General features: G+C 63.1%; 24 protein-coding genes. 9 read left to right on the top strand and 15 right to left on the bottom strand.

What is annotated here, in order from left to right; all coding sequences use genetic code 11:
* Window positions 1-26: 26 nt before the first annotated feature.
* The 6 genes from U9R80_RS20575 to minC form a co-directional block, all read right to left on the bottom strand.
* The gene (locus U9R80_RS20575) at window positions 27-191 is read right to left on the bottom strand and encodes a hypothetical protein (protein ID WP_167332108.1); all 165 of its coding nucleotides are present in this window, start codon (window positions 189-191) and stop codon (window positions 27-29) included.
* Window positions 192-322: 131 nt separating this feature from the next.
* Complete coding sequence (locus U9R80_RS20570; RefSeq protein ID WP_301839333.1) at window positions 323-1,612, bottom strand: M18 family aminopeptidase; 1,290 nt, start codon at window positions 1,610-1,612, stop codon at window positions 323-325.
* A gap of 112 nt (window positions 1,613-1,724) precedes the next feature.
* Window positions 1,725-2,360: an RluA family pseudouridine synthase gene (locus U9R80_RS20565; protein ID WP_301839334.1), complete on the bottom strand. Its 636-nt coding sequence runs from the start codon at window positions 2,358-2,360 to the stop codon at window positions 1,725-1,727.
* Window positions 2,361-2,490: 130 nt separating this feature from the next.
* On the bottom strand, window positions 2,491-2,745 hold the full coding sequence (minE, locus tag U9R80_RS20560) for a cell division topological specificity factor MinE (protein WP_010224188.1): 255 nt from the start codon (window positions 2,743-2,745) through the stop codon (window positions 2,491-2,493).
* 3 nt (window positions 2,746-2,748) lie between these two features.
* The gene (gene minD, locus U9R80_RS20555) at window positions 2,749-3,561 is read right to left on the bottom strand and encodes a septum site-determining protein MinD (RefSeq protein ID WP_028943638.1); all 813 of its coding nucleotides are present in this window, start codon (window positions 3,559-3,561) and stop codon (window positions 2,749-2,751) included.
* Between the two features lie 95 nt (window positions 3,562-3,656).
* On the bottom strand, window positions 3,657-4,424 hold the full coding sequence (minC, locus tag U9R80_RS20550) for a septum site-determining protein MinC (RefSeq protein WP_301839335.1): 768 nt from the start codon (window positions 4,422-4,424) through the stop codon (window positions 3,657-3,659).
* A gap of 111 nt (window positions 4,425-4,535) precedes the next feature.
* On the opposite strand from minC, the gene U9R80_RS20545 reads away from it, so the two are divergent.
* Together U9R80_RS20545 and U9R80_RS20540 are read left to right on the top strand one after the other, a co-directional pair.
* Window positions 4,536-5,468: a lipid A biosynthesis lauroyl acyltransferase gene (locus U9R80_RS20545; RefSeq protein WP_301839336.1), complete on the top strand. Its 933-nt coding sequence runs from the start codon at window positions 4,536-4,538 to the stop codon at window positions 5,466-5,468.
* Window positions 5,469-5,505: 37 nt separating this feature from the next.
* Window positions 5,506-6,651, top strand: coding sequence for a patatin-like phospholipase family protein (locus tag U9R80_RS20540; protein WP_301839337.1), 1,146 nt, complete (start codon window positions 5,506-5,508; stop codon window positions 6,649-6,651).
* A gap of 58 nt (window positions 6,652-6,709) precedes the next feature.
* On the opposite strand, the gene U9R80_RS20535 is transcribed toward U9R80_RS20540, so the two are convergent.
* Together U9R80_RS20535 and U9R80_RS20530 are read right to left on the bottom strand one after the other, a co-directional pair.
* Window positions 6,710-7,495 (bottom strand): MlaA family lipoprotein, encoded by a 786-nt coding sequence (locus U9R80_RS20535; protein WP_301839338.1) that lies wholly within the window; start codon window positions 7,493-7,495, stop codon window positions 6,710-6,712.
* Window positions 7,488-8,786, bottom strand: a complete 1,299-nt coding sequence (locus U9R80_RS20530; RefSeq protein ID WP_324803772.1) for a serine/threonine protein kinase — start codon at window positions 8,784-8,786, stop codon at window positions 7,488-7,490. Before U9R80_RS20530 ends, U9R80_RS20535 begins: the two co-directional genes overlap by 8 nt.
* Window positions 8,787-9,028: 242 nt before the next feature.
* Between U9R80_RS20530 and U9R80_RS20525 the strand changes: the two genes are divergently transcribed.
* Window positions 9,029-9,385, top strand: a complete 357-nt coding sequence (locus U9R80_RS20525; protein WP_301839340.1) for a hypothetical protein — start codon at window positions 9,029-9,031, stop codon at window positions 9,383-9,385.
* A gap of 27 nt (window positions 9,386-9,412) precedes the next feature.
* Here U9R80_RS20525 and U9R80_RS20520 read toward each other — a convergent pair whose 3' ends face one another.
* Entirely contained in the window at window positions 9,413-10,984 is a 1,572-nt protein-coding gene (locus U9R80_RS20520) for a glycoside hydrolase family 17 protein (protein ID WP_301839341.1), read from the bottom strand.
* Between the two features lie 222 nt (window positions 10,985-11,206).
* Between U9R80_RS20520 and U9R80_RS20515 the strand changes: the two genes are divergently transcribed.
* The 3 genes from U9R80_RS20515 to U9R80_RS20505 all read left to right on the top strand — a co-directional run bounded on the left by U9R80_RS20515 (window position 11,207) and on the right by U9R80_RS20505 (window position 14,214).
* Window positions 11,207-12,055, top strand: coding sequence for a glycine betaine ABC transporter substrate-binding protein (locus tag U9R80_RS20515; RefSeq protein ID WP_301839342.1), 849 nt, complete (start codon window positions 11,207-11,209; stop codon window positions 12,053-12,055).
* Between the two features lie 192 nt (window positions 12,056-12,247).
* Window positions 12,248-12,559, top strand: coding sequence for a DUF485 domain-containing protein (locus U9R80_RS20510; RefSeq protein ID WP_301839343.1), 312 nt, complete (start codon window positions 12,248-12,250; stop codon window positions 12,557-12,559).
* Entirely contained in the window at window positions 12,556-14,214 is a 1,659-nt protein-coding gene (locus tag U9R80_RS20505; RefSeq protein ID WP_301839344.1) for a cation acetate symporter, read from the top strand. The genes U9R80_RS20510 and U9R80_RS20505 overlap by 4 nt, the downstream gene beginning before the upstream one ends.
* A 51-nt stretch (window positions 14,215-14,265) precedes the next feature.
* Here U9R80_RS20505 and U9R80_RS20500 read toward each other — a convergent pair whose 3' ends face one another.
* Complete coding sequence (locus U9R80_RS20500) at window positions 14,266-14,418, bottom strand: DUF3309 family protein (RefSeq protein WP_010224169.1); 153 nt, start codon at window positions 14,416-14,418, stop codon at window positions 14,266-14,268.
* A 232-nt stretch (window positions 14,419-14,650) separates the two neighbouring features.
* Between U9R80_RS20500 and U9R80_RS20495 the strand changes: the two genes are divergently transcribed.
* From U9R80_RS20495 to csrA, 3 genes are all read left to right on the top strand, one after another.
* Window positions 14,651-15,466: an SDR family oxidoreductase gene (locus U9R80_RS20495; protein WP_301839345.1), complete on the top strand. Its 816-nt coding sequence runs from the start codon at window positions 14,651-14,653 to the stop codon at window positions 15,464-15,466.
* Between the two features lie 732 nt (window positions 15,467-16,198).
* Entirely contained in the window at window positions 16,199-16,531 is a 333-nt protein-coding gene (locus tag U9R80_RS20490; RefSeq protein WP_301839346.1) for a YnfA family protein, read from the top strand.
* 135 nt (window positions 16,532-16,666) lie between these two features.
* Entirely contained in the window at window positions 16,667-16,849 is a 183-nt protein-coding gene (gene csrA / locus U9R80_RS20485; RefSeq protein WP_301839347.1) for a carbon storage regulator CsrA, read from the top strand.
* Here csrA and U9R80_RS20480 read toward each other — a convergent pair whose 3' ends face one another.
* The 5 genes from U9R80_RS20480 to mnmC form a co-directional block, all read right to left on the bottom strand.
* Window positions 16,850-17,077: a YheU family protein gene (locus tag U9R80_RS20480; RefSeq protein WP_028943652.1), complete on the bottom strand. Its 228-nt coding sequence runs from the start codon at window positions 17,075-17,077 to the stop codon at window positions 16,850-16,852. It lies immediately after the preceding gene.
* Window positions 17,078-17,142: 65 nt separating this feature from the next.
* The gene (locus U9R80_RS20475; protein WP_301839348.1) at window positions 17,143-18,327 is read right to left on the bottom strand and encodes an osmoprotectant NAGGN system M42 family peptidase; all 1,185 of its coding nucleotides are present in this window, start codon (window positions 18,325-18,327) and stop codon (window positions 17,143-17,145) included.
* A 14-nt stretch (window positions 18,328-18,341) separates the two neighbouring features.
* Window positions 18,342-20,087 (bottom strand): N-acetylglutaminylglutamine synthetase, encoded by a 1,746-nt coding sequence (gene ngg, locus U9R80_RS20470; protein ID WP_301839349.1) that lies wholly within the window; start codon window positions 20,085-20,087, stop codon window positions 18,342-18,344.
* A gap of 3 nt (window positions 20,088-20,090) precedes the next feature.
* Window positions 20,091-21,878 (bottom strand): N-acetylglutaminylglutamine amidotransferase, encoded by a 1,788-nt coding sequence (locus tag U9R80_RS20465; protein WP_301839350.1) that lies wholly within the window; start codon window positions 21,876-21,878, stop codon window positions 20,091-20,093.
* Window positions 21,879-22,039: 161 nt separating this feature from the next.
* Window positions 22,040-24,040, bottom strand: coding sequence for a bifunctional tRNA (5-methylaminomethyl-2-thiouridine)(34)-methyltransferase MnmD/FAD-dependent 5-carboxymethylaminomethyl-2-thiouridine(34) oxidoreductase MnmC (mnmC, locus tag U9R80_RS20460; RefSeq protein ID WP_301839351.1), 2,001 nt, complete (start codon window positions 24,038-24,040; stop codon window positions 22,040-22,042).
* Window positions 24,041-24,073: the final 33 nt, after the last annotated feature.

The raw sequence follows: 24,073 nt of genomic DNA, 5'->3' as shown, positions 1-24,073 counted from the left end.
TCAATCGCCCGAGTGTAGTGTATTTGTCAGTTGAGTTTCTCGAGGATCTTCCAGCACATGATCCCGATCATCCCGAGGGTACCGATCCACATCATGAACACGCCGATATTGCGGTCGCGCATGTTGAAACCCACGGTCAGCAGGATCAGGCCGGCGATGACCGGAAGGAACAGGGATTGGAAAGCTGACATGCGGCAAGGTCCTTGGATCTGACAGTTATGGAGCAAGCATAGCGGGAAACAGTGGGAGGGGGCTTGACCGGGGTCAGGTCGCTTGCCGGTGCAGGCGTCATCGCTGGCAAGCCAGCGATGACACCCCACCGTCAAGGCAGGTCGCGACTGCGATAGAACGCCGTCAGCACCTTCACCAGATGCGCCAGGTCATGGCTGCCGCACAGCTCGCGGATCGAGTGCATGGCGAAGGTCGGCAGGCCGATGTCCACGGTGCGCACACCCAGGTGGCTGGCGGTGATCGGGCCGATGGTCGAGCCGCAGCCCATGTCGCTGCGTACCACGAAACTCTGCACCGGTACTTCTTCGGCCATGCACAGGTGGCGGAAGAAACCGGCGGTTTCGCTGTTGGTGGCGTAGCGCTGGTTGTTGTTGACCTTGATCACCGGGCCGGCATTGAGCTTGGGGCCGTGGTTGCCGTCATGCTTGTCGGCATAGTTGGGGTGAACGCCATGGGCGTTGTCGGCCGAGACCAGCAGCGAGCGCTGGATGGCGCGGACGAAGTCGTCACCGTCGGGGAGCAGGCGGCGCAGGGTCTGCTCGAGCATCGGGCCATCGGCACCGCAGGCCGAGCTGGAGCCGACTTCTTCATGGTCGTTGCACACCAGTACGCAGGTTTCGTCGCTGTCGGCATTGAGCAGGGCCTGCAGGCCGGCATAGCAGGACAGCAGGTTATCCAGGCGTGCGCCGGCAATGAACTCACCGTGCAGGCCGATCATGGCAGCGCTCTGGGTGTCGTAGAAGCTCAGCTCGTAATCGAGTACCACATCGGCGTTCAGGCCGTGCTCGCGGGCCAGTTGGTCGGTCAGCAGCGCGCGGAAGTCGACGCGTTCGTCACCGGCCACCTGGGCCAGGATCGGCGGCAGCTCGGTCTGCGGATTGATCGCCCAGCCTTCGTTGGCGGTGCGGTTGAGGTGGATCGCAAGGTTCGGGATCACCGCAATCGGCAGCTTGAAGTCGACCAGCTGGCTTTCAACCTTGCCGTCGCGCCGGAAGGTCACACGCCCGGCCAGGGACAGGTCGCGGTCGAACCATGGGGCCAGCAGGGCGCCGCCATAGACTTCGACGCCCAGTTGCCAGAAACCGTGGCGCTGCAGCTCGGGCTGCGGCTTGACCCGCAGGCACGGGCTGTCGGTGTGGGCGCCGACCAGGCGGATGCCATCGAGCAGCGGCGAATGACGGCCGAGCTTGAAAGCGATGATCGAGGAGTCGTTGCGGGTCAGGTAGTAGCGACCGCCGGACACGGTGGCCCAACTGTCGCGTTCGTCCAGGCGCTGGTAACCGGCAGCTTCCAGGCGCTGGGCCAGGGCGGCGGTGGCGTGGAAGGGCGTAGGGGAAGCCTTGAGAAAGTCGATCAGGCCTTGATTCAGTGCATCGCGCATAGGTCACTCCAGACAGCAGTGGCGGCATTTTAGCGGGTGAGCGACAAGCTGCAAGCTGCAAGAGACGGCGCTACTGCTTGACGCCTGCAGCTTGCAGCTTGCCACTGCGCCGTCAAAACGGCGCCGCACACTCAAAGCGCAGACGCTCACCGGAAACCGGGTGGGTAAAGCTGAGCATGCTCGCATGCAGGCACAGGCGCTCGTGGGCGGCCAGTGCTTCGGGGTAGGCATACAGGCGGTCACCGAGCAGCGGATGCCCGATCGACAGCATATGCACGCGCAACTGGTGCGAGCGGCCGGTGATCGGCGTCAGCTCTACCCGGCAATGGTCGCCACAACGCTCCAGGATGCGCCAGAAGGTCAGGGCATGCTTGCCTTGCTCATGGTCGACCACATGGCGTGGCTTGGTTGGCGGGTCGTAGCGCAGGGGCAGGTCGATGCTGCCGCTGTCCAGTTCCGGCTGGCCCCAGCACAAGGCGGTATAGGCCTTCTCGGTTTCACGGTCGTGGAACTGGCGGGACAGCTCGCGGTGACTGTCGGCATCACGGGCCAGGAGGATGATCCCCGAGGTTTCCCAATCCAGCCGATGGACGATCAGGGCGTCGGGATAGCCGTTTTCCTGCAGTCGGGTGATCAGGCAGTCCTTGTTGTCGTCGGCGCGCCCCGGCACCGAGAGCAGGAGGGTCGGCTTGTTGACCACGAGGACGGCGTCATCCTCGAACAGGATATGAACATTGGACAGCGGCATTGCGTGTTCTCTGCAAACGCCAACGGCGTGTGGGAGCGGGCTTGCCCCGCGATAGCGATGCTTCAATGACATCGCTATCGCGGGGCAAGCCCGCTCCTACACGCCGTGGCAGGTTACCCGTAGGCGCCGATCAACGATCGGGCAGGGTGATGTTGAGTTCCAGGATCGAGCAGCTGCCCTGGTTTTCCAGAGCGACCTGCACATCATCGGAGCCGATGTTGACGTACTTGCGGATCACCTCCACCAGTTCCTTCTGCAAGGCTGGCAGGTAGTCCGGCGTACTGCGTTGGCCGCGTTCGTGCGCCACGATGATCTGTAGACGCTCTTTCGCGACCGACGCGGTGCTTACTTTTTTGCTGGCACGAAAGAAGTCAAAAAGGTTCATTGGTCAGTTGCCTCCAAACAGGCGCTCGAAGAATCCCTTCTTCTTCACATCAAGGAACCGATGTTCCACATTTTTGCCCAGAAGGCGGTCAACGGTGTCGCTATAGGCCTGGCCTGCGTCGCTCTGGTCATCGAGGATCACCGGAACGCCCTGGTTGGATGCCTTGAGCACCGCCTGGGATTCAGGGATCACGCCCAGCAGGGCGACCGAGAGGATTTCCTTGACGTCTTCGACGCCCAGCATTTCGCCCTGGCTCACGCGCTCTGGATGATAGCGGGTGATCAGCAGGTGTTCCTTGATCGGGTCTTCGTTGCGCTCGGCGCGGCGCGACTTGCTCGCCAGCAGGCCCAGCATGCGGTCCGAGTCACGTACCGAGGAGACTTCCGGGTTGGTCACGACGATGGCTTCGTCGGCGAAGTACATCGCCAGGTGAGCACCTTTCTCGATGCCGGCAGGGGAGTCGCAGACCACGAACTCGAAGTCTTCCTTGAGCTGCATGAGGACTTTTTCCACGCCTTCCTGGGTCAGCGCGTCTTTGTCGCGGGTCTGGCTGGCGGCCAGTACGTACAGGTTCTCAAGGCGCTTGTCCTTGATCAGGGCCTGTTGCAGGTTGGCTTCGCCATTGACCACGTTGACGAAGTCGTACACCACGCGGCGTTCGCAGCCCATGATCAGGTCGAGGTTACGCAGGCCGACGTCGAAGTCGACGATGACAGTCTTGTGGCCGCGCAGTGCGAGGCCGGTACCAATAGCGGCGCTGGTGGTGGTCTTACCCACACCACCCTTGCCGGATGTAACCACGAGAATCTTGGCCAAGGTGTTTCACCCCTAATGAAAAAGGACGTCGAGTCCCAAAAATACAAAAATCGGCAATCGTGAAAAAATTGCGCGGAAAATGGCGGCAGTATCCGTTAAAGACGGGTGATGTTCAACACGTCACCGGACAGGCTGATCTGCACTCCGGTCCCCCACAGCGGATCGCGGCGCAGGTCTTCGGAGACCTTGTATTGCCCGGCGATCGAGACCATTTCGGCGGTGAGTTGCTGGCAGAAGATCCGTGCCCGGGTATTGCCCTTGATCCCGGCCAGCGCCCGTCCACGCATTGCACCGTACACATGGATGTTGCCATCGGCGAGAAGTTCCGCGCCGGGGCTGACCGACGACACCACCACCAGGTCGCCGCCCTGGGCGTAGATCTGCTGGCCACCGCGCACGGGGGTGGTAATGATCTTGGTCGGCCTGATTGCAGGTTCAGGCGGCGGTGGCGGCGGGGCAGGCGCAGGCGCAGGCTCGGGCTTTTTCACCTCCGGTTCCGGCTCCACCGGGCGCTCGCGGGCGCCGGAGGGCGGGAGCACGGGCAGGTCGATGGCGATGGCTGCGGCGATGTCTTCGATGCGGCTGGCGCGAATGGCCAGGGTACGCAGGCCATGGTGGCGGCAGATGCGCATCAGCCCGGGCAGATCAACCGCGCCTTCGCCGGCCGGAAGCTTGTCCAGGGCCAGTACCAGCGGGGTATTGCTGAAGAAGTTGGGCGCCTGGGCGACCTTGGCCGCCAATTGTCGGTCGAGGCCTTCAAGGTTGTTCTGCGCCAGCTCGAGCACAGTAATGGCAAGCATGCTGCCCTTGAGCTGGAACACGGGGGCGGAGTCTGGCGATTGAGTTGGGCTCATGGTCTGCATTGGGCGGCTTGTTACGAAAAAGTGCCCAGACTTATAACGAGAACGCCGGTTAGCCGCAACCCGTGCCGAACCGTTGTAGAATGCCCGGCCCTTGTCTTTCCGGAATCTTTAATGGATCGCCCGCGTTTTCGTCCTTATTTTCTGCACCCACGCTTCTGGCCGCTGTGGCTGGGCCTTGGGCTGCTGTGGCTGATCGTGCAGCTGCCGTACCGGGTATTGCTGGTGATCGGCCGTGTCTTGGGTGCCTTGATGTACCGCGTCGCCGGTGAGCGCCGGTACATTGCCGCGCGCAACCTGGAGCTGTGCTTCCCTGAGCTACCGTCCGTCGAGCGAAAGCGTTTGCTCAAGGAAAATTTTGCCTCCACCGGCATCGCCTTCTTTGAAATGGCCATGAGTTGGTGGTGGCCAAAGGCCCGCCTGGCGCGCCTGGCGCACATCGAAGGGCTGGAGCATCTGCAGGCCGCCCAGCGTGATGGCCAGGGGGCCATCCTCATGGCCCTGCATTTCACCACCCTGGAAATCGGCGCGGCCCTGCTCGGGCAGGAACACACCATCGACGGCATGTACCGCGAGCACGGCAACCCGGTGTTCGACTTCATCCAGCGCCGCGGTCGCGAGCGCCACAACCTCGATTCGCTGGCGGTGGAGCGTGAAGACGTGCGCGGCATGCTCAAGCTGCTGCGCAGCGGGCGCGCCATCTGGTACGCACCCGACCAGGACTACGGCGCCAAGCAGAGCCTGTTCGTGCCGCTGTTCGGTATCCAGGCGGCCACGGTGACCGCTACCACCAAATTCGCGCGCCTGGGCAAGGCCCGAGTGATTCCGTTCACCCAGCAGCGCCTGGCGGATGGCAGCGGCTATCGGTTGGTGATTCATCCGCCGCTGCAGGACTTCCCCGGCGAGACCGAAGAAGCCGACTGCCTGCGGATCAATCAGTGGATCGAAGTGTCCCTGCGCGAGTGCCCGGAGCAGTACCTGTGGGCACACCGGCGCTTCAAATCGAGGCCGCCGGGGGCGCCGAAGCTCTACGCCAAGCGGCGCTGAAGCTAGCGCCACAACTCTCAGGAAGGGGCCCCGTTCTATGTCAGCACCGATCACCGGCTTGATCCTCTCTGGCGGTGGCGCCCGCGCCGCCTACCAGGTCGGTGTGCTGGCCGGCATTGCCGACCTGCTGCCCCCCGGCGCTGCCAACCCCTTTCCGGTCATCGTCGGCACCTCGGCCGGCGCCATCAATGCAGTGACCCTGGCCAGCGGTGCGATGCACTTTGGCGACGCGGTCCGGCGCCTGACCAGCTTCTGGCAGGGCTTTCGCAGCCACCAGGTGCTGCGCAGCGACTGGCCCGGGGTCATTCGCCAGGCCAGTCGCTTCGTCGGCCACAGCCTGCTGGGGTTGGGCGCGCCGGTGCCGGTAGCGCTGCTCGACAGCTCCCCCCTGCGCCACCTGCTCAATGAACACCTGGACTTGAGCGGCATTGCCCACGCCATCGAGCAGCAGCGCTTGCACGCCGTGGCGGTGACCGCCTTTGGCTATGAGTCTGGCCAGGCGGTGACGTTCTTTCAGGGCAAGGGCGCCATCGACCCCTGGCTGCGTCACCGGCGCATCGGCCTGCCTACTCGCTTGAGCGTCGAGCACCTGCTGGCCAGTTCGGCGATTCCATTGCTGTTTGCGCCGATCAAGCTGGGGGAGGAGTACTTCGGGGACGGTGCAGTGCGTCAGTCGGCGCCGATCAGCCCGGCGTTGCACCTGGGGGCCAGTCGGGTGCTGGTGGTCGGTGTCAGTGGCAACCCGCAACGGCCAACCGAGGGCGGCCCGCGAGCGCGCATCTACAGCGGCCAGCAACCGAGCCTGGCACAGATCGGCGGGCACATGCTCAACAGCACTTTCATCGACAGCCTGGAAGACGACATCGAGCTGCTGCAGCGGCTCAATCACCTGAGTCACCTGATGCCCGAGCACCTGGAGCGTAGGCGCCTGGGCCTGGCGCCGGTGGACGTGCTGGTGGTTGCGCCCAGCCAGCCGCTGGACGAGATCGCCGCCCGTCATCGCCGCGACCTGCCTGCGGCCTTGCGCCTGTTCCTGCGCGGGCCGGGGGCGACCAAGACCAGCGGTGCCGGAGTGCTGAGCTACTTGCTGTTCGAGGCGGGCTATTGCAGTGAGTTGATCGAGCTGGGGCGGCGGGACGCCCTGGCCAAGCGCCGGGAGTTGTGCAGCTTTTTGGGGGTGTAACAGCGTAGCGCGGGGCCAGCCCGCTCCTGTAGGAACGGGTTGGCCCCGCGATCGTTCACTACTCCGCGATTTGCAGCTTGCGCGCCTCGGTATAGACGTAACGTACCTTTTCGTACTCGAACGGCGAATTCAACTGGCCATAGCGGAAGCGGGTGGTGTAGCGCTTGTCGACCGCCCGCAGGACAACGATTTCCGGATGGTCGCGGCTGACTTCGGCCACATTGAGGAAGTTGATCTGGTCCTCGGCGACGAAATCCACGGCCAACCCCCCGGTATCGCGCAGGTTCGACGGCCCCAGGATCGGCAGCATCAGGTAAGGGCCTTCAGGCACGCCGTAATAGCCCAGGGTCTGGCCAAAGTCTTCGGCCTGGTAGGGCAACCCCATCTTGGTCGCCGGATCCCACAGGCCGCCCACTCCGATGGTGGTGTTGAGCAACAGCCGTGCGGTGATCTCCATCGAGCGCTGGCCCTTGAGCTGCAACAGGCTGTTGAGCAGGTTGGGTACGTCAGCGAGGTTGCTGAAGAAGTTACTCACGCCGGTGCGCACAAACGACGGGGTGACATAGCGGTAGCCGTTGACCACTGGCAGGAAGACCCATTGGTCGAAGCGGTAGTTGAAGTGGTAGAGCCTGCGGTTCATCGGCTCGAAGGGGTCGTAGACGTTAAGCGCAGCCAGGGTCGAGCGCTCGAACTCACGCTGGTTGAGACCGGGGTTGAATTTGAGCTCCTTGAGCGGCTCGGTGAAGCCATCGGCCTCGACAACACTGGCGCGCGGTGCGGTTTCGTCCGCCTGGGCCAGTGCGCTGGCCAGTAATGCAGAAACAAGCAGAAGACGTTTAACCACGGAAGAACTCCAGCATGGCGTCGCTGTTGACGCGGTAGTTGAGGTTGCCGCAATGGCCGCCGTGTGGGTAAACGGTCAAGCGATCGCCAAAGGTGCTGCGAAGGAAACCAAGGTCGCCAGGCCCGAGGATGACGTCGTCGGCATTGTGCATCACGGCAATCTTCGAGCTGGTCTGCAGGTAATCCTTGAGTGCATACAGGCTGACCTGGTCGACCAGTTGCAAGAGGCTGCCGCCGTCGGTACGGGCGCGCCACATGGGGATCACCTGCTCGGTCAGGTAGCAATCGAAGTCGCATTGCAGCGCACGTTTGAAGAACGGAGTGAGGCTGCTGCTTTCGGTGATCGGGTACTTGGGCGGGGTGATCAGCCCGCGGCGGTTGACCAGGTCGGAGGTAAAGGCGATGTCGGCTGCCGAGAAGCGGAACGAGGTGCCGATGACCATGGCCATCTGTTCGTTGGTCAGGTGCTGGCGAGATTGCTGGAAGTCATAGAGCAAGGCGTCGTTGAGGTCGATGTAGCCTTTCTGCTGGAAATAGCGGGTCAGCTTGGTCAGTACCAGCTCGTAGAAGGTGGTGCTGCTGTTGACGCCCTTGACCTCGGTCTGCACCAGTTTGTCGAGGTTGCTGACCGAGGTGTAGAGGTTGACCGGTGGGTTGAGCAGCAGCACACGCTTGAAGTTGAAGCTGCGCCGGGTTTCGTCCAGGTGGCTGACAAACGCCGCGTCCAGGGCACCGAGGCTATAGCCGCTGAGGTAGTACTCGGTCACCGGCAGGCGCGGGTGCTGGGCACGTACACCCTGCATGACCCGGTACAGGTCTTCGGCATCTTCACGGCTCACGCCGGGTGTGGCGAAGCGTGACGCCGAGATGATGAAGTCGAAGCTGGTGGGCGACGACAACTGCACCACGTGGTAGCCGGCCTTGTAGAACAGCTTCTTGAGGTATTCGTTGATGCTGCTGGAGTAGGGCGCACCGGTACCGGCAATGAGGAAAATCAGCGGTGCCGGGTGGTCCTGTTCGGCCAGGCGGTATTTGAGCTGCTTCACGGCCCAGAAATTGTCCGGAAGCTTGAAGCCGCGCTCCGGACGCATGTTCAGGCTGTAGTCGGACTGGTCGATGTCATCGTCGCTGGGCAGCTCCGGGCGCAATTCCGGCGGTGTCGTGGCGATGGTGGCCTCGAAGGGATTGGTCAGTGGGTAGCCGTAGCTGGCAGCGTCGATATCCAGCGCCGAAGCGGACGCACTCAAGAAAAGGCCGCCGGAAAGGGCAGCAAGGCGCAGTAATCGAAGCATCACGAATCCCCAAAAAAGCAGCAGCAAAGTGCGTTACGCAGGCTAGGACCATCGTGTCCCTTGCAAAGTTGCCTGGCGCTCCGGCATTTATCGTCCCAGATGGTGCCGTTTGCGGCCGCAGTACGGCAACAATTGGTTCCATTTATCTTCAGTTCAAAGTAGCCGAGGTTCGCGCTTTTGCCTTGCATAGACGGCCCGGGCCATTATGCTGGGCGCCGATTTCGACGACTCCGGAGTGTGTCATGTCCCACCGCTTGCCGCTGGTCCTGTTGCTGCTGTGCCTGCCGATGTGGCTGGCGGCAAGCTATGGGGTGCGCTATGGGCTGATGGAAGATGCCCAGTGGGTCGGCACCTGTGTCGAGCAGGCGCAGCTATGGCAATGCCAGGCCCGCTCGACGCTGGGCTTGTTGATTCACTTCAGGGTCATTGCCTGGTCTGCATTGATCCTGGCGTTGCTGGCGCAGGTGATACCCGCCCGGATCGGCCGGCGAGTGGCGGTGCTGGCGCTGGTGTTCGGGATTCCGGCACTGGTGTTGTACAGCGCAAGCCTGGCGGTGTTTGCCGTGGTGCTGGCGGGCTTGCGGCTGGTGCGCCGGTAGGCGCGGGCTTGCCCCGCGTAGTGTGTGTCAGGCCGATCGGGATCGTGGGGCAAGCCCGCTCCTACAGGCTCGCCACAACGCCCCGACCATCAAGACACTGACTCCCGCCCACACCAGCGCCTGTTGGTTGCTCAACCCTTCCTGGAACAGCTGCGGCGCAATCCCGGCACCGACGATGAAGGTCAGCAGGCCTATTTCAGGACGTGGTGCCTTCACCGGGCGCAGCAGGTAAACCACCGCCGGCAGCACCAGCGCCGCACTCGGGAAACTGCGGTAACGCGGGTCGAACACCAGCGCCAGCATGCTCACCGCAGCGGCAAAGCCTGCGCCAGCCAGCCACCAGCCCGCATGCGCTTCGAGCCAGGCGAAAGCCCGCTCACGCCAGCCCTCACGTGCGGACAGCGCCAGGGCACCGTGGGCCAGTACGATCAGGTTCAGTCCGGCCAGCAGCACGGCCCAGAGCCATTCCCCGGCAAAGCGGCTGTTGATGCGCACCAGTTCGCCCCACAAGCCCAGGCTTGCTGCGCCCAGTGCCGCCAGCAGCGGCAGGAGCAGGGCCGCCCGGGTGCTGCGTACACGCCCTGCCAGCAACAGGGTGGCGACAAACAGCACGCCACAGGCGGCCAGCCATTGCGGCCACAGCGGCAGGTTGCTCACTGGCCCTTCGAGAATGCCCTTGTCCTGGCGGTCGGCGTCGTACAGCCCCCAATAGCCGCCCACGGCGCCTTCGCTGGCGCGCTTCCAGGGCTGGTCGAAGGCTTCGATCAGGTTGTAGTGCCAGCCGTGCTGCTCGGCCATGGCGACAAAACCACGGATAAAGCGCGCTTCGTTGACCGGGCTGGGCAGGGCGGTTTCACGCTGGCGGCCTTCACTCGGCCAGCCGGTTTCACCGATGACGATGTCCTTGGGAGCAAAGCGGTTGCCGAACACCTGGCGAATCTCGCCGACATGCTGCAAGGCGTCGTCGATGCCCCGCGGATCATCTTCCCAGTAGGGCAGCAGATGAATGGTCAGGAAGTCCACGGCCGGGGCGATCTCTGGATACTGCAACCAGAATTCCCAGACATCGGCGTAGGTCACCGGTACGTTGACCTGGCTTTTTACCTGGGCGATCAGGCTGGCCAGTTGCGGGCCGGTGACTTCCTTGCGCAGCAGGACTTCGTTACCGACGATCACCGCCTTGACCACATCCGGGTTGGCATTGGCGGCGGCGATCAAGGCCTTGACCTCTTTCTGGGTGTCGACCGGGTTGGCGTTGACCCAGGCACCGAGCATGACTTTCAGGCCATGCTTGCGCGCAAGCTCGGGAATCGCCTCAAGGCCTGTCATCGAATAGGTCCGCACGCACTCGAAGCGCTGGGCAAGCAGGGCGAAGTCCGCATCCATGCGTGCCGGACGCAGCTGGAAAGGCTGGTCGAAAGGCGATTGGTCCTTGTCGAACGGGGTGTAGGACGCACATTGCAGTTTGTGCGTGGCACTGGCCGCATCCGCCAGCACCACCGGTTTGCCCAGGCCGTACCACAGCCCGGCCAGTGCCAGGAGGCCTAGCAGGCAGGCAAACAGATAGGGCAGCAGCGGGAAGCGGGCAGTCGAGGACATGGATCGGACCGTCAGGGGCAAAGCCGGCAATACTACCTGCAATTGGCGCCGGCCAACGCCTCGGCGTGCAAAGATCCCGGCGCGGATGTTGCCTGATGTAACGATAAGCGTTGCTGGCTATGTGATGTCGTTTCTCGCTGGTTCGACGTCGTTGTCAGAGCAGGTCGGCAGCCACCCGAGGTTGATGATGGGGCTTCCGTGACGTGACGAGGGGAAGCTTTGATGAAAATGCGACGACTCCTGGGGGTGGGTACCGCCCTGGCAATGGCGATCGGTGTGGGGCAGGCGATGGCCAAGGAAGTTAGCATCGGCTACGTCGATGGCTGGTCCGACAGTGTGGCGACCACCAACGTAGCCGCCGAAGTGATCAGACAGAAGCTCGGTTATGACGTCAAACTGCAGGCCGTGGCCACCGGAATCATGTGGCAGGGGGTCGCCACCGGCAAGCTCGATGCCATGCTCTCGGCCTGGCTGCCCGTGACACATGGCGAGTACTGGACCAAGAACCAAAGCAACGTGGTCGACTATGGCCCCAACTTCAAGGACGCCAAGATCGGCCTGATCGTCCCCGAGTACGTCAAGGCGCAGTCGCTGGCCGACCTCAAGAGCGATGACACTTTCAAGAAGAAGATCGTCGGTATTGATGCCGGCTCCGGCGTCATGCTCAAGACCGACCAGGCCATCAAGGACTACGACCTCAGCGGCTACAAGCTCCAGGCCAGTTCCGGCGCGGCCATGACCTCGGAGTTGGGACGTGCCTATGCCAAGCAACAGTCCATCGCCGTTACCGGCTGGGTGCCGCACTGGATGTTCGCCAAGTGGAAGTTGCGTTTCCTCGAAGACCCGAAAGGCGTTTATGGCGCCGCCGAAACCGTCAACAGCATCGGCAGCAAGGAACTGGCAACCAAGGCACCGGAGGTCGCCGAGTTCCTGAAGAAGTTCCAGTGGCAGTCCAAGGATGAAATCGGTGAGGTCATGTTGGCCATTCAAGAGGGCGCAAAACCCGAAGCCGCCGCCAAGGATTGGGTAGCCAAGCACCCGGATCGCGTCGCCGAGTGGACGGCTAAATAATGGCTTAAAGCCTCTATCTGGCACCTTCCAGGGCCGCAGCATCCGAAACGATGCTGCGGCCCTTGTCGTTCAAGGCTGTTACCGATTTGGTAAAACACTGTTGCATCTAAGACTAAGGTCGTCTGGAGCGCGTCCAAAGGCAGCATAAAGTGGAGTGGGTTCTACCTAATCTGTGCTGCGAGGACAAAAACAATGAACGACAGCATTTATCTATCGATACAAAACAGCCCGCGGTTCAAGGAGCTGGTTTCAAAGCGCGAACGTTTCGCCTGGATTCTCTCGGCGATCATGCTCGGTCTCTACTCTGCTTTCATCCTGTTGATCGCCTATGGCCCGCAACTCCTGGGTACCAAGCTCAGCCCCGAGTCTTCCGTGACCTGGGGCATTCCCCTGGGTGTCGGTTTGATTCTCTCGGCCTTTGTGCTCACTGCGATTTATGTACGTCGCGCCAACGGTGAGTTCGATGAGATGAACAAAGCGATCCTCAAGGAGGCACAGCAATGATCCGGCGTCTTCTGGCAACTCTGGCCTTCGGCATTTTTGCACCCGCCGTCTGGGCCGCCGACGCCCTCACCGGCGAGGTGCACAAGCAGCCCTTGAACGTTGCGGCGATCCTGATGTTCGTCGCCTTCGTCGGTGCCACCCTGTGCATCACCTACTGGGCTTCCAAACGCAACAAGTCCGCGTCCGACTACTATGCCGCTGGCGGCCGCATCACCGGTTTCCAGAACGGTCTGGCGATTGCCGGTGACTACATGTCGGCAGCGTCCTTCCTGGGTATTTCGGCCCTGGTGTTCACCTCTGGCTACGACGGCCTGATCTACTCGATCGGCTTTCTGGTCGGCTGGCCGATCATTCTTTTCCTGATCGCCGAACGCCTGCGCAACCTGGGTAAATACACCTTTGCCGATGTGGCCTCCTACCGCCTCGGGCAAAAAGAAATCCGCACCCTGTCGGCCTCGGGCTCGCTGGTGGTGGTGGCGTTCTACCTGATCGCGCAGATGGTCGGTGCCGGCAAGCTGATCCAGCTGCTGTTCGGCCTGGACTACCACGTTGCGGTGATCCTGGTGGGTATCCTGATGTGCATGTACGTGCTGTTCGGCGGCATGCTCGCAACCACCTGGGTACAGATCATCAAGGCTGTACTGCTGCTCTCCGGTGCCAGCTTCATGGCGCTGATGGTGATGAAACACGTCAACTTCGACTTCAATGCCCTGTTCTCCGAAGCCATCAAGGTTCACCCCAAAGGTGAAGCGATCATGAGCCCGGGCGGCCTGGTCAAAGATCCGATCTCGGCATTCTCCCTCGGCCTGGCCCTGATGTTCGGTACCGCCGGCCTGCCGCATATCCTGATGCGCTTCTTCACCGTCAGCGACGCCAAGGAAGCACGCAAGAGCGTTCTGTATGCCACCGGTTTCATCGGCTACTTCTACATCCTGACCTTCATCATCGGCTTTGGCGCGATCCTGCTGGTCAGCACCAACCCGGACTTCAAGGACGCTGCAGGCGCCCTGATCGGCGGCAACAACATGGCGGCGGTCCACCTGGCTGATGCCGTGGGTGGCAGTGTGTTCCTGGGCTTCATCTCGGCGGTAGCGTTTGCGACCATCCTGGCGGTAGTGGCAGGCCTGACCCTGGCCGGTGCCTCGGCGGTGTCCCACGACCTGTACGCCAGCGTGATCAAGAAAGGCAAGGCCAACGAGAAGGATGAAATCCGCGTCTCGAAAATCACCACCGTCGCCCTGGGCGTGCTGGCGATTGGTCTGGGCATTCTGTTTGAAAGCCAGAACATCGCCTTCATGGTCGGCCTGGCGTTCTCGATTGCTGCCAGCTGCAACTTCCCGGTCCTGCTGCTCTCGATGTACTGGAAGAAGCTGACCACCCGTGGCGCCATGATTGGCGGCTGGATGGGTCTGATCAGTGCCGTGGCGCTGATGATCCTGGGCCCGACCATCTGGGTGCAGATCCTCGGTCACGAGAAAGCCATTTACCCGTACGAGTACCCGGCGCTGTTCTCGATGATCATCGCGTTTGCCGGCATCTGGTTCTTCTCGATCACTGACAAGTCCAAGGCGGCTGATGAAGAACGTGCACTGTTCTTCCCGCAGTTCGTCCGCTCGCAGACTGGCCTGGGTGCCAGCGGTGCGGTCTCGCACTGATTAGTTGGGCGCAATAAAAAAAGGCAGCCGCGAGGCTGCCTTTTTTAATGCCTAGATTTTGCCGAGCAATAGCAGGATCAAGAGGATGATCAATACCGTACCAATGATGCCTGAGGGGCCATAACCCCAACTTCTGGAGTGCGGGAAGACAGGTAAGCCACCGATCAACAGCAGTATCAGAATGATGATGAGTATGGTGCCCATGGCAGTGTCCTTGTATGGCTTGAGAGAGTAGGCGTTTGGGTTCAATCCTTGTGTTCGGTCATGCGTTTCATGCCCGCCTGTAAATTCCGACTCCTGCCAACAATGAAAAGTTTAATAAACCGTTATCACCACTGTTTGCCCCGGCTATTCAGCATCCTGATACAGCGTGGGTGCGGCCGTTGCCTTCGCTACACTGGCGCTAACTTTCCAGAACAGTACAAGGCGTCCCGCTATGCACAACCGCATGATGATTACTGGCGCAGGCTCCGGGCTCGGTCGTGAGATCGCGTTGCGCTGGGCACGCGAGGGGTGGCAACTGGCATTGGCCGATGTCAACGAGGCAGGCCTGAAAGAAACCCTGGCGCTGGTCAGGGAAGCGGGCGGCCAGGGCTTCGTGCAGCGCTGCGATGTGCGTGACTACAGCCAGCTGACCGCCCTGGCCCAGGCCTGCGAAGAGAAGCTCGGCGGCATCGACGTGATCGTCAACAACGCCGGGGTGGCCGCTGGCGGGTTTTTCTCGGAGTTGTCCCTGGAGGATTGGGACTGGCAGATCGCGATCAACCTCATGGGTGTAGTCAAGGGCTGCAAGGCCTTCCTGCCGCTGTTGGAACGCAGCAAGGGGCGGATCATCAACATCGCCTCGATGGCGGCGCTGATGCAGGGGCCGGCCATGAGCAACTACAACGTGGCCAAGGCGGGGGTGTTGGCCCTCTCTGAAAGCCTGCTGATCGAATTGCGCCAGCAGGAAGTGGCGGTGCACGTGGTGTGCCCGTCGTTCTTCCAGACCAACCTGCTCGACTCATTCCGCGGTCCGACCCCGGCCATGAAGGCCCAGGTGGGCAAGTTGCTGGAAAGCTCGCCGATCACGGCTGCCGATATCGCCGATTACATCTACCAGCAAGTTGCCGCCGGCGCGTTCATGATCCTGCCTCACGAGCTTGGCCGCGAAGCCTGGAAACTCAAGCAGCGCGACCCGCAACGGCTCTATGACGAGATGGCGGTGATGGCCGAGAAGATGCGCGCCAAGGCGAAGCCCAACCAGGGCTGAAGCCGCCGATTGGACCGGTGGGAGCGGGCTTGCCCCGCGATCATCGGTTCAGGCAACCCCCCCCCATTTTGTTGGCTGTAGAGGCGTTTCGCGGGGCAAGCCCGCTCCTACCCGGGGGTGGTGGTTTGAGCCGGTTGCGACCGCTTCGCGGCCGATCGCAGGCTATCGCCAGCGGCTACAAGGGCCTAGCCTGATATGCCGCTGCCTCCAGGCTGCGTAGCAGTCGCCTTGTCACTTCCTTCCGCACGCACGAAGCGCGGTTCACTCCCGCCGATTGGACCGGTAGAAGCGGGCTTGCCCCGCGATCATCAGTTCAGGCAACACCCATTTTGTTGGCTGTACCGGCGTCTCGCGGGGCAAGCCCGCTCCTACCCGGAGGTGGTGGTTTGAGCCGGTTGCGACCGCTTCGCGGCCGATCGCAGGCTGTCGCCAGCGGCTACACCATCCTGGCCTGCAAGCAGTAGCCGCTGCCGAGGAACGAGGCTGCGATCGGCTGCGTAGCAGTCGCCTTGTCACTTTCTTCCGCACGCACGAAGCGCGGTTCCCTCCCGCCGATTGGACCGGTAGAAGCGGGCTTGCCCCGCGATCATCAGTTCAGGCAACACCCATTTTGTTGGCTGTACCGGCGTCTCGCGGGGCAAGCCCGCTCCTACCTTGGGGTGGTGATTTGAGCCGGTTGCGGCTTCGGAATCAGTTACCCTAGGCCGCATTGAAGTGGCCTGGATTGCTGAAGTGATCAATTACCTGTGGTTTTTCCTCGCGGCGATCTTCGAGATCGCCGGTTGCTATGGCTTTTACCTGTGGCTGCGGCTGGGCAAGAGTGCCTGGTGGATCGCCCCTGCGCTGGTCAGTCTGACGCTGTTCGCGCTGATCCTTACTCGCGTCGAGGCTGCTTATGCCGGGCGGGCCTATGCCGCCTATGGCGGCATCTACATCGTCACCTCGCTGCTGTGGGTGGCTTTTATCGAGCGCGGGCGGCCACTGGGCAGCGACTGGATCGGCGCGCTGCTCTGTGTGCTGGGTGCCAGCATTATTGTGTTGGGGCCACGCCTGCAGAGCGCATGAGTGTGTAAAAAAACCGGCTATGTGTAGGTAAAATCTCTGGCTTTGGTGGGAATAGGCTAATTATTCATCAGAGTATTGAAGGGCGTAGTTACCCCGTGCAGTCTCCGAGCTCTCAGCACAGAGGAGGTTCGGAGCATGTTGGTAATAGGCCGGGAAATAGGCGAAGTGATCGCCATAGACGATCACATCAAGGTCAAGGTGTTGTCGGTCGACGGCAATGTGGTGCGCTTTGGTATCAGCGCACCCCGTCAAGTCGAAGTACACCGGGCGGAAATCTACCACCAGATCGCCGCGCAGAAGGCCAAGGCCGAGCAGTAGTCAGTCGAACAGTTCCTTGGGCACGTCGTGCTTGGCCAATAGCTGGCATTGCTGGCTTTCGAGGTCGAACAGGATGAATGCCTGTTTTTTCGCCAGGGCCTGACGCACCCGCAGCACGCGGGTTTCCAGTGGGGTGTCGTCACCGTTGTCGGTGCCGTCGCGGGTGACGAAATCCTCGATCAGGCGGGTGAGGGTTTCGGCTTCCAGTTGTTCGTAGGGGATCAGCATGGGCAGGGCAGGTTTGGCGAAATGTGGCGGTATGCTACGCCAAAGCTGCCCTGACTGTGTAGGCGCTAGTGCTTGTTGCCAATCAGGCTGTCGACTGCAGGCACCCGGGTTTCGCTTTCCATCTGTGTGTCATGTTCCAGCTGGTGGCTGAAGCTTTCCAGTGAACTGCCGGTAGCGTGCGAGTCGCTGGCAAAGACCGGCGGGCTCAGCAGGTAGGCGGTCAACAACCGGCTCAAGGCGGCCAGGCTGTCGATGTGGGTACGCTCGTAGCCGTGGGTGGCATCGCAACCGAAGGCCAGCAACGCGGTGCGAATGTCGTGGCCGGCCGTGATCGCTGAATGGGCATCACTGAAGTAATAGCGAAACACGTCACGGCGCGCCGGTAGCTCATGTTCGCGGGCCAGCTTCAGCAAGTGGCGGGACAGGTGATAGTCATAGGGGCCGGCCGAGTCCTGCATTGCCACACTGACCGCATGCTCGCTGGAGTGCTGGCCCGGGGCGACCGGGGCGATGTCGATACCGACGAACTCACTCACATCCCAGGGCAGGGCGGCTGCGGCACCGGAGCCGGTTTCCTCGGTGATGGTGAACAGCGGATGGCAGTCGATCAAGGGTTGCGCACCGCTGTCGACCACCGCCTTGAGCGAGGCCAGCAACGCGGCCACGCCCGCCTTGTCGTCCAGGTGACGGGCGCTGATATGACCGCTTTCGGTGAACTCCGGCAGCGGGTCGAACGCCACGAAGTCACCGATCTCTATCCCCAGCGACTGGCAATCAGCCCGGGTGGCGCAGTAGGCGTCCAGGCGCAATTCAATATGTTCCCAGCTCACCGGCATCTGGTCGATGGCGGTGTTGTAGGCATGCCCGCTGGCCATCAAGGGCAGGACGCTCCCGCGCAGCACGCCATTGTCGGTAAACACGCTGACCCGGCTGCCTTCGGCAAACCGGCTGGACCAGCAGCCCACCGGCGCCAGCGACAGACGACCGTTGTCCTGGATGGCGCGCACACTGGCGCCAATGGTATCCAGGTGGGCGGAAACGGCCCTGTCCGGCGAGCTTTTACGCCCCTTGAGGGTGGCGCGAATGGTGCCGCGGCGGGTCAGTTCAAAGGGAATGCCGAGCTCTTCCAGGCGTTCGGCGACGTAGCGCACGATGGTGTCGGTAAAGCCTGTGGGGCTGGGGATGGCGAGCATCTCCAGCAGCACTTTTTGCAGGTAGGTGAGGTCAGGTTCCGGGATTTTTTCAGTCATGCGGCCTCCTGTGATCATGGGGCCGGCCGGCTGTGGGGAAACAGCAGGTCGACGAAGCGTTCGGCGGTGGGTTGCGGTTCATGGTTGGCCAGGCCGACCCGTTCGTTGGCTTCGATGAAGACGTGTTCAGGCTGGTCGGCCGCCTCGACCATCAGGTCCAGGCCGACCACCGGGATATCCAGGGCACGGGCAGCCCGTACAGCGGCGTCGGCCAGGACCGGGTGCAGGCGTTCGGTGACGTCTTCCAGGCAGCCGCCGGTGTGCAGGTTGGCAGTACGGCGCACGGCCAGGCGCTGGCCTGCGGGCAGTACCGTGTCGTAGTCGACGCCGGCGGCGCGCACGGTGCGCTGGGTTTCGTCGTCCAGCGGGATGCGGCTCTCACCGCCGGTGGCGGCCTGGCGCCGGCGGCTTTGCGCTTCGATCAACGCCCCCACCGCCAGCTGGCCGTCACCGACCACCTGCGCCGGGTGGCGAATGGCGGCGGCCACGACGTCAAAGCCGATGACCACGATGCGCAGGTCCAGGCCCGGGTGGAAGCTTTCGAGCAACACGCGGCTGTCGAAGCGCCGGGCGTTTTCCACTGCCCGATTGATTTCTTCAAGGGTGGTCAGGTTGACGGCCACCCCCTGGCCCTGTTCGCCATCCAGCGGCTTGACCACCACCGCGCCGTGGTCTTCCAGAAAGGCCAGGTTATCGTCGGCGTTGCCCGCCAATTGCTGGGCCGGCAATCGCAGGCCTGCCTGCTTGAGGGTTCGGTGGGTGAGGCTCTTGTCCTGGCACAGGGTCATGCTCACGGCACTGGTCAAGTCGCTCAGTGATTCGCGGCAGCGTATTCGCCGGCCGCCCAGGCTGAGGGTGAACAGCCCGGCATCGGCATCATCGACCTGCACATCAATGCCGCGTCGGTAAGCCTCCTCGACAATGATCCGGGCATACGGATTGAGACCTACTTCCGGGCCTGGGCCCAGGAACAGCGGCTGGTTGATGCCGTTCTTGCGCTTGACCGCGAAGGTGGGCAGGGTGCGAAACCCCAGTTTGGCGTACAGGCGCTTGGCCTGGCGGTTGTCGTGCAGCACCGAGAGGTCCAGGCAGCTCAAGCCGCGGCTCATGAAGTGCTCGATCAGGTGGCGCACCAGTACTTCGCCGACACCGGGTCGGGTGCACTGCGGGTCTACCGCCAGGCACCACAAGCTGCTGCCGTGCTCGGGGTCGGCAAAGGCTTTCTCATGGTTCAAGCCCATGACACTGCCGATCACCGCGCCGCTGTCTTCATCTTCGGCCAGCCAGTACACCGGCCCTCCCAGGTGACGCGGGGTGAGGAGCGCAGGATCAATGGGCAGCATGCCGCGGGCCAGGTACAAGGCGTTGATCGCCTGCCAGTCGCTGTCGCTCTGCGCGCGCCGGATACGAAAGCCGCGAAACACGCGCTGGGCCTGGCGGTAGTCGCTGAACCACAGGCGCAGGGTGTCGGAAGGGTCGAGGAACAGTTGATGAGGCGCCTGGGCCAACACTTGTTGCGGCGCTGCCACGTAGAGGGCGATATCGCGTTCGCCGGGGCGCTCGTCTTGCAGCGCACTGGCAAGGCTGGCGGGGTCCGGGTAGGTGTGACCGATCAGCAGGCGACCCCAACCGCAATGCAGCGAGCGCGGTTGTTCGTGGGGGTCGCTGCCATCGCCGGCCAACTGCGCCTGCAAACGCTCATAGGTCGGCGCCTGACCGCGCACCAGGCGCTGGCCATAGGGTGAGGCGTGGGCTTTCATCGGTCAGATTCCTTGTTCGCTGAGCCACAGGTTCAAGGCTGCCAATTGCCAGAGTTTCGACCCGCGCAGCGGTGTCAGCTGGCCGTGCGGGTCGCTGAGCAGGCGGTCCAGTGCGGCGGGCTCGAACAGACCGCGGTCCTGGCTCGGGTCCAGCAGCAACTCGCGCACCCAGTCCAGGGTCGCCCCTTGCAGGTGCTTGAGCCCGGGCACGGGGAAGTAACCTTTCTTGCGGTCGGTGACCTCGCCGGGAATGACCAGACGCGCCGCTTCCTTGAGCACCTGCTTGCCACCGTCGGGGAGCTTGAAACGCGCCGGAATGCGCGCCGACAGCTCCACCAGGCGATAGTCGAGGAACGGTGTGCGGGCCTCCAGGCCCCAGGCCATGGTCAAGTTGTCGACCCGCTTGACCGGGTCATCGACCAGCATCACCGTGCTGTCCAGGCGAAGGGCCTTGTCTACCGCATCACTCGCCCCAGGCTGGGCGAAGTGCTGGCGGACGAAGTCGCCGGCGGCGTCGTGGTCGAGCCGCCAGGGTTGCTGCACGGTGGCGGCGTAGTCGTCGTAGCTGCGGTCGAAGAAGGCACTGCGGTAGGCCGTATGAGGGTCCGCTGCGCCGTCGACTTGCGGGTACCAGTGATAGCCCGCGAACAGCTCATCGGCACCCTGGCCGCTTTGCACCACCTTGCAGTGCTTGGCCACTTCCCGCGAGAGCAGGTAGAAGGCAATGCAATCGTGACTCACCATGGGCTCGCTCATGGCGCGAAAGGCCGCAGGCAATTGCTGGATGATCTCCCGCTCGTCGATACGCAGTTGGTGATGGCGGGTGCCGTAGTGGCGCGCGATCAGGTCGGAGTACTGGAACTCGTCGCCACGCTCGCCGCCGGCATCCTCGAAGCCGATGGAAAAGGTCGATAGATCGTCGACGCCCACTTCGCGCAACAACCCCACCAGCAGGCTCGAATCGACACCGCCCGAGAGCAGCACGCCCACATCCACGGCCGCCCGCTGGCGAATCGCCACGGCTTCACGGGTGCTGTCGAGCACCCGGTCGCGCCAGTCTTCCAGGCTGAGATGTTGCTCATCGGTGTGCGGGCCATAGTGCAGTTGCCACCACACCTGCTGCTCGACCCGGCCCTGGGCGTCGATACGCATCCAGGTGGCCGGCGGCAGTTTCTCGACATTGGCCAGCAGCGTGCGCGGAGCTGGCACCACGGCGTGGAAATTGAGGTAGTGGTTCAGGGCCACGGGATCGAGCACCGGGTCGATGTCGCCGCCTTGCAACAGGGCCGGCAGGCTTGAGGCGAAGCGCAGTCGCTCGCCATTGCGCGACAGGTACAGCGGCTTGACGCCCAGTCGGTCACGGGCCAGGAACAGCTGCTGGGTGTCGCGTTCCCAGATCGCCAGGGCGAACATGCCGTTCAGGCGCGGCAGCAGCTCGGCGCCCCAGGCGTGGTAGCCCTTGAGCAGCACCTCGGTGTCGCCCTCGGAATAGAAGGCATAGCCCAGGCTTTCCAGCTCGCTGCGCAGTTCCGGGAAGTTGTAGATGGCGCCGTTGAAGGCCAGCGACAGGCCCAACTGGCCATCGACCATGGGTTGGGCCGAGCCGTCGGACAGGTCCATGATCTTCAGGCGGCGATGGCCCAGGGCGATGGGCCCCTGACTATGAAAGCCCCAGGCGTCGGGGCCGCGAGGGGCCAGGTGATGGGTGATCCGCTCGACCGCGGCGAGGTCCGCCGGGCGTGGTGGGTGGGCAACAGGGGTGAAACGAAACTCTCCAGCTAATCCGCACATAAGTCCTTACCGGTTTTGCCGTTGGGGAAGGTGCCTGAACCCAGACACATGGAAACTGACCCATGTGACTACCGAGAGTTTTAGAACAATAAGTTATAAGTGGCAGCGACAAGCTGTAAGCGGCAAGCTGCAAGCCGACCGCTTTTGCCCTTGATTGCAGCTTACGGCTTGCCGCTTGCCGCTGCTCTTTTCCCCCTAATCAGGTCGCGGAGCATGAAGCGGTTGGGGTGGCAGGCTTCGGCGACGCTGCGGGGGACGGGCAGTGGCGCGTTGTCGGCCCAGGCGGCGATCAGTTCGCCTGACAGGGGGGCGGTGATCAGGCCGCGTGAGCCGTGGCCGCTGTTGACGTACAGGCCTTCGAGCCAGGGGCAGGGGGTGTCTGGTGTTTGGCGGGCGTCCTTGGCCAGCACCGCGTAGTGCTGGTCGAAAGCTTGGCGGTCGGCCAGCGGTCCGACGATGGGCAGGTAGTCGGGGCTGGTGCAGCGGAACGCGGCACGGCCTTGCAGGGTGTGTGGGTCCAGGTGATGGGCGCCGAGGCGTTCGGCCAGGTCGCTGGAGATTTCTTCCAGCAAGGCCAGGTTGCCGATGTGCTCGCCTGCAGTGGGGGTCAGGTCGGTGTTGTGGAAGTCGAAGCTGGCCCCCAGGGTATGTTCGCCCTCGCGAGGTGGCGCGACATAGCCTTCGGCGCACACCACGGTTGCCAGTGCCTGGCTTTGTGCCGAGGCGGGCAGGCGGGTGATCTGGCCGCGAATACGCTTGAGCGGCAGCGTGGTGCAAGGCTCGAAGCGGTGGATGTCGGCGGCGGTTGCCAGCACCACCAAGGGGGCGCTGGCCAGCAGTTTCTCGCTCTCCCAGGCTTGCCAGAGGCCGTCGACCTTGCGCAGCTGCAGCACCTGGTGGTGGGGCAGCAAGGTGATGTTCGGGTGCTGCAGTTGGGCCTGGCACAAGGCTGGCGGGTGGACCCAGCCACCTTCGGGGTAGAAAAGACCGCCGCTGGCCAGGGTTACGCCTGCCGTTGCTTCGGCCTGCTCACGGTCCAGGCGCTGCAGCAGTTGCGGGTCGAAGGCTTCGGCCAGCAGGGCCTGGCGCTGGTCTTCCTTGGCGTCGAAGGCCAGTTGCAAGACGCCGCAATCGTCCCAGTCACGGCCGCGTTGCAGGGATTCAAGCAGGCGCCGGGTGTAGCCGAAACCGCTGAGGATGAGCCGTGACAACGCGGTGCCATGAGCCGAGAGCTTGAGGTAGAGCACCCCTTGTGGGTTGCCGGAGGCTTCGGCCGCGGGCGTGGCGTGGCGCTCCAGCACCGTTACCTTCCAGCCCCGACGCGCCAGGCTCGCCGCTGTTGCGCATCCTGCAAGGCCGGCACCGACGACCAGGGCATGGCGTGGGCCGGGCAGGGGCGCTGGGCGACTGAACCAGGGGGCGGGCGTGGGCACTTGGAGGTCTGCCGGGTGGCCGCGAAACGCGCCGCGCAGAATCTCCCATTTCTTGCCGATGCCCGGAATGCGCTTCATCTCGAAGCCCACCGCGATCAGGCCGCGGCGTACCCAGCCGGTGCTGGTGAAGGTGCCCAGGGTGGCATTGGCGGCCGACAGGCGTCCGACCTGGGTGAACAGTTCCGGCGTCCACATCTGCGGGTTTTTCGCCGGGGCGAAACCGTCGAGGAACCAGGCATCGATTTGGGCATCGAGTTGCGGCAGTTGCTCCAGGGCATCGCCGATCATCAGCGTCAGGTGCACCCGGCCCTGCTCAAAGCTGAAAGTCTGGAAACCCTCGTGGACCGCTACGTATTGGGCCAGCAGTTGAGCGCTGAAGGGCGCCAGGTCCGGCCACAGGGCCAGGGCGCGGGTCAGGTCGGCGCGGCTCAAGGGGTACTTCTCCACACTGATGAAGTGCAGGCGGGCGTCGGGGGCGGCGCAGTCGGCAAACAACTGCCAGGCGCAGAAGAAATTGAGCCCGGTGCCGAACCCGGTTTCACCGATCACCAGGCGCTGGCCCGGCGTCAGTGCGCTGAAGCGCTGGCGCAGGTCGTTCTGGTCGATGAACACATGGCGCGTCTCTTCCAGGCTCTGGTCCTTGGAAAAGTAGATGTCATCGAACTGGCGCGAATGGGGGCGGCCCTGGTCGTCCCAGTCGATCTGGGCGTAGTGGATTACATCGGTCATGGTCGGCTCAGGTCAGGCGAGAGCGGCATTTTA

This window comes from Pseudomonas sp. JQ170C (assembly GCF_035581345.1).
Taxonomy (GTDB): domain Bacteria; phylum Pseudomonadota; class Gammaproteobacteria; order Pseudomonadales; family Pseudomonadaceae; genus Aquipseudomonas.
The sequence above is the reverse complement of the archived record's forward strand: the minus strand, read 5'-3'. Positions and strand labels throughout refer to the sequence as shown.